Genomic DNA, 4,870 nt, shown 5'->3' on the forward strand with positions numbered 1-4,870 from the left:
CGAGCGCGTGTCCGGGTCATCTGGGAAATTGCTGGCTAATGCTTCGATGGCTGCATATCGCACATCCTCATCATTATCAGCAGTGGCGCGGTCTTTGAGCCAGTGTAAGATATCACGGTTATCTTTCCAAATTACGGCGATTGTTGCAAGAGCTTGAGTGCGAACTTCCCGAACTAGCTTACTTTCTTCTTGATCATAGAAAGAGTAATAGTACCATAGGTCATATTTAGTTAAGTCTTTTAGCTTGTTAAGCAATTTATTAGCCACTGACGCAATCACCGAGCGATTTCTCACTTCTGCAAGACACTTAGCCGCTAAAAACAAATTGATAAATTTTTCCTCTTCGCCATCTTGCACCATTAAGTACTCAAGAATTTCACCAACAAATTTGGCATCAATCATTCCTGCAATTAGCCGCAATACCTCATGCCAAGTTTCATCTTGCCAGTGTTTGCCAAAAACTTCAGTTTTGAGAAACTCAATTGTAATACTGCGTTCCTTCTCAAACTGCCAGACAAACTCCCAAGCACAGAAATATTCTAAAAAAGTCCGATGCACAAAGGCATAGTAATCTGCACCCAAGAAACATAAAATAAAATTGCGCTCTCGTAATTGCTCAATCATTAACCGCGCTATTTTTCTCTCTTGGGAAACTCCCCTTTTTTGTAAATAGCCAATTAAAGTAGCTTCTAAATCCTCCTGACTAATCAAGTTGCCTGCCAAACCTGTTTTTGCCGCTTGCATTTTGTAAGCAACCTGACGTAACATCGACTGTTTATCTTTCAGGTCAATAGTATAAGGATCTACATCAGGAAGTCTAAGCAATTTTGCTTCTACATCCCATTGATGCAGCAATACCCGCGATGCTTGTTCGTAAAGCGTAGCTCTATCTCTTGGCAATTCCTGATTCCGATTCAGAATCGCCATCATCGTCAACAACAGAGGATTTCCTGCTAGTTCTGCAATAGATTGTGAAGTGTCAATCCCGATTTGCAGCCGTTCCCGTTTTCTAACTTTATCCGCAGTATCGATAAAAGTTAACTCATGCCAGCGGTAAATAAAATCCTGAATTTGTTCTGCTTCTAAATCTTGCAATATAAAGTGGTGAAACTCAGCATCTCGCAAACGTTGCGGTTTGTAGCCAATGACGCGAGAAGTGACAATCACCTGCACATCACGATATTCATTAGTGAAGCGATGAATATCAGTAATTATATCTTCTCGTTGAGCAGGATCAAATACCTCATCCAAACCATCGAACATCACCAAAGCCTTACCACTCTTTAGCTGTTGGTGCAGTTGATGTTGGTTGAGGTGAGAAATCGCACCACTACATTTATGAAAAAATTCCAGAAAATTATGACACTCTTTATCCTCCCGCCGCCGCATATAAGTGCGTAACTCAATCAGCACAGGAATCGGTAGAGAAAAAGAATTATTCAGAGGACTCCTAGCCCAATTTAATGCTAAGTATTTTAATAAAGTAGATTTCCCGGAACCAGGGTCGCCCAGAATCACGATATATTTATTAGTCTGCTGCTCATTTACAATATCCACTACAGAACGTTTCGGTTGTTCTAAATAAACTCGTTTGTAGCGTTCTAATTCTTCTAACTCAACTTCTGCTTCCAGTTCGTTAGTTTCTCGCAATCTTCGGAGATGTTCTTTCGGCAGTTCGTGAATTCGGGGAATAACTTGGTGAATTTCCCGGACATTTTGTGCTATAAATATATCCCAGACTTTGAGTTTATCTCGATAATCATAGGTACTCGTATCTAAACTGTCTAAATTCAGATTGCTATAGGTTTCCTTAATAGCTTCTTGGTATCTTTCCAAATCAAAATCAGGAATAATCCCAGCTATCTCTGTTGTGTTGTTCTGGATTTTGTCTAAATTTCGGGAATCTAGAATCTCTCGCAGTTCAGGAACTTCTATAATAATATCTTTAACCTTTTGCAGATATTTCCTAGCAATCCGTTTCCAGTTAAAATCATCCGGTAACGGGTATGAAGCATTAAGTTCATACCAAATTGTTTCTAATGCCTTGATATCTATAGCTTGAGAGTCATCTTTAAAAGCAGTTCCCAAAATTCCTTTGACTTCTGGATGCTTCAAAAATTTATTTAGCGGCTGCTCATACTTTTTGATTTCATCTACAGCAAGTTCACTATCATCTAAATCCTGCTGCATCAGTTGCAAAAATTCTGTTACAGCCATGACAACAGCTTTCTCCAGGGGTTCTCGCTTAAAAGGCGCGGTTACAGCATTATTAAAGATATTTTTGAAAAAATCTTTAGCGTAGTCCTTGACTAAATCCTTGACAAACTCTTCGCTGATAATAGTTTTGACAAGAAATCCAACCGTTTTTTTACCTATCCAGAGAGTGAACCACTCAACTATCATACTCACGCCTGCTAAGTGCTTGACTACGAGTATATACACTAGTCAGAAAAATCTTTCCAGATTTCTAAGTTTTTAGCTTAAGAGCGATGCTGGTTGAAGATTTGTTAAAAATAACTAATAACTGTGCATTGATATTAGGAGTAGTTTTATGGTTCTACAAGTTAACCCCATCCAAAAAGAACCAATTGTTACTTGGGAAGCACTTCCAGCCGACTTCATTTTACCTGACGATCCAGTGGAAAATATTCAACAACCTGCGATCGCTGCTGCGCTTACCGATGCTTTAGGAAGCACAGGACGCATCCAACCTCAAATGCTGATTGGCTCTAATTTTGGGCTTGTAGCCACAGTCAACAAAAAAATTGTTGTTAAAGCCCCAGACTGGTTTTACGTTCCTCAAGTGCAGTCTGTAGGAACAAATGTAGTTCGTCGCAGCTATACCCCAAATTTAGAAGGCGCTGCTGTGGCTGTAGTGATGGAATTTCTCTCAGACACAGAAGGTGGAGAACTATCAGTCCGTTCAACTCCACCCTACGGTAAACTCTATTATTACGAAAAGATTCTCCAAGTTCCAACCTACGTAACCTACGACCCTTACGAACCAAGCATAGAAATACGGTGTTTGCAAAATGGACAATATACTTTGCAGCAAGCAGATAGCAATGGACGCTTTTGGATTCCTGAGTTAGAGTTATTTATCGGAATTTGGCAAGGTGAAAGATTGTGCCAAACCATGAATTGGCTGCGCTGGTGGGATACAGAAGAAAATTTGCTGTTGTGGAGCAGCGAACAAGCCCAACAAGAACGCCAACGTGCTAATATATTAGCAGCTAAGTTACGTGAGTTAGGTGTTGACCCTGATGCGTAGGCTTAGCCCGTCGTAGACATCGCATAACTTAAACAAATGCTGGGAATAATAATATTGGGACATCAGCACCAAAATTCATTCCATGAAACAGCAAAAAAATCAATTCAGTCATCTTACTGCGATCGAAAGAAGTTATCTATCATTTCCGGCACAGTTTTTATTAAATCAAAACCTTCTCCAAGGCAAAATACTAGATTTTGGTTGTGGCTTTGGTAATGATGTTAAAATCTTGCGCCAAAAAGGTTGTGATATTACAGGCTATGACCCTTATTATTTTCCAAAATATCCTGATACTAAATTCGATACGGGAGCAATGCGATTTTGTGAGGTGCTTAAAATTCGGGTACTAAATCACCTATTTAGGGCTGCGCTCGCAGCCAAATAACTGTTTATATTGAGAATTTAGCTCTCTAACTGAGAATTAAAGTCTGATCTAACAAAATCGCATTGCTCCCATTCGATACAATAATTTGCTTTTATGTTTTAAATGTTTTATTTCCTGAAGGACAAGCTAATGTTCTCATGGAAATATCCCATTTATTAAAACCAGGAGGCAAAGCTTATTATGCCGTGAGAAGGGATATCAAAAAAGAAGGTTTTAGAGAGCATTATGTCCATAACAAGCCAACATATCAATGTCTTGTCAAACTTCCCTTTAATTCAATTTGTGTAGATGAATATCGGGAAGTATATGAATATATTCACTACAATCATCAGCGGAATTCATCTAATTATTGTATATTTTGTAATCCTCATAAAAATCTAAATTTATTAACTGAATCAGCAACTGCTTATGCTGTTTTTGATGCCTATCCAATAAGCAAAGGACATATTTTGGTGATTCCTAAACGTCATGTTAGCAGTTATTTGGAACTACCATTTAAAGAGCAATCTGCTTGCTGGTTTATGGTGAATAAAATACAAAAAATTCTCAAACCAGAATTTGAACCTGATGGCTTTAATATAGGAATGAATATCAATCGAGCCGCAGGTCAAAATATTATGCACACTAGTATTCATATCATCCCTCGTTACAAAGGTGATACTGTCTCTAATAAAAGTGGAATCAGAAACGTTATTCCTAAAAAGTAATAGTTTTTCTGTAATAATTCAGGATTCATAATTTTGCTGTAACTTTACTGCTTTGAAGTAATTATGAAAATTACTGGAACACCATGACTTGCTCAAACTTAAGTTTTGGGTGGAATGGCTATGTTTCCAGATCGTGGAAAAACCACTGGTGAGTTATTGCAAGTAGTAGATCAAGCGCTATATGCTGCTAACTTATACCATTTTACCAAATGAAAGATACAAATATTTTCTCCTCTGCTTACCTAAATGTATCAACCTTAAAGTGAAATAGTATTACATGGGCGCAATTGCATCAAGCGTGTGTAATCTAATTGATGAGATATAAAAATTTCAACAATCATTTATGAAAAATACATATACAGCATTTTGCATTTAAATGAAGTACATCTACCTCCCTTAATCCCCCCGATGCATTGAGGGGAAATTCTCAATCTAGTTCCCTCTCCAATACATACGGGGAGGGTTAGGGAGGGGTATTTTTGTACTTCATTAACTTATAATCTGCTG

General features: G+C 38.2%; 2 protein-coding genes and 1 pseudogene. 2 read left to right on the plus strand and 1 reads right to left on the minus strand.

Annotation, left to right across the window (positions count from 1 at the left end; all coding sequences use genetic code 11):
• On the minus strand, positions 1–2,403 hold a 2,403-nt coding region (locus tag ACFE93_RS33950), incomplete at its 3' end, for an NACHT domain-containing protein (protein ID WP_375480428.1).
• A gap of 148 nt (positions 2,404–2,551) precedes the next feature.
• On the opposite strand from ACFE93_RS33950, the gene ACFE93_RS33955 reads away from it, so the two are divergent.
• Positions 2,552–3,271, plus strand: a complete 720-nt coding sequence (locus tag ACFE93_RS33955; protein ID WP_375480426.1) for a Uma2 family endonuclease — start codon at positions 2,552–2,554, stop codon at positions 3,269–3,271.
• 82 nt (positions 3,272–3,353) lie between these two features.
• Positions 3,354–4,363: pseudogene (locus ACFE93_RS33960) on the plus strand (HIT domain-containing protein).
• Positions 4,364–4,870: the final 507 nt, after the last annotated feature.

This window comes from uncultured Nostoc sp., from assembly GCF_964247315.1.
Lineage (GTDB): Bacteria > Cyanobacteriota > Cyanobacteriia > Cyanobacteriales > Nostocaceae > Nostoc.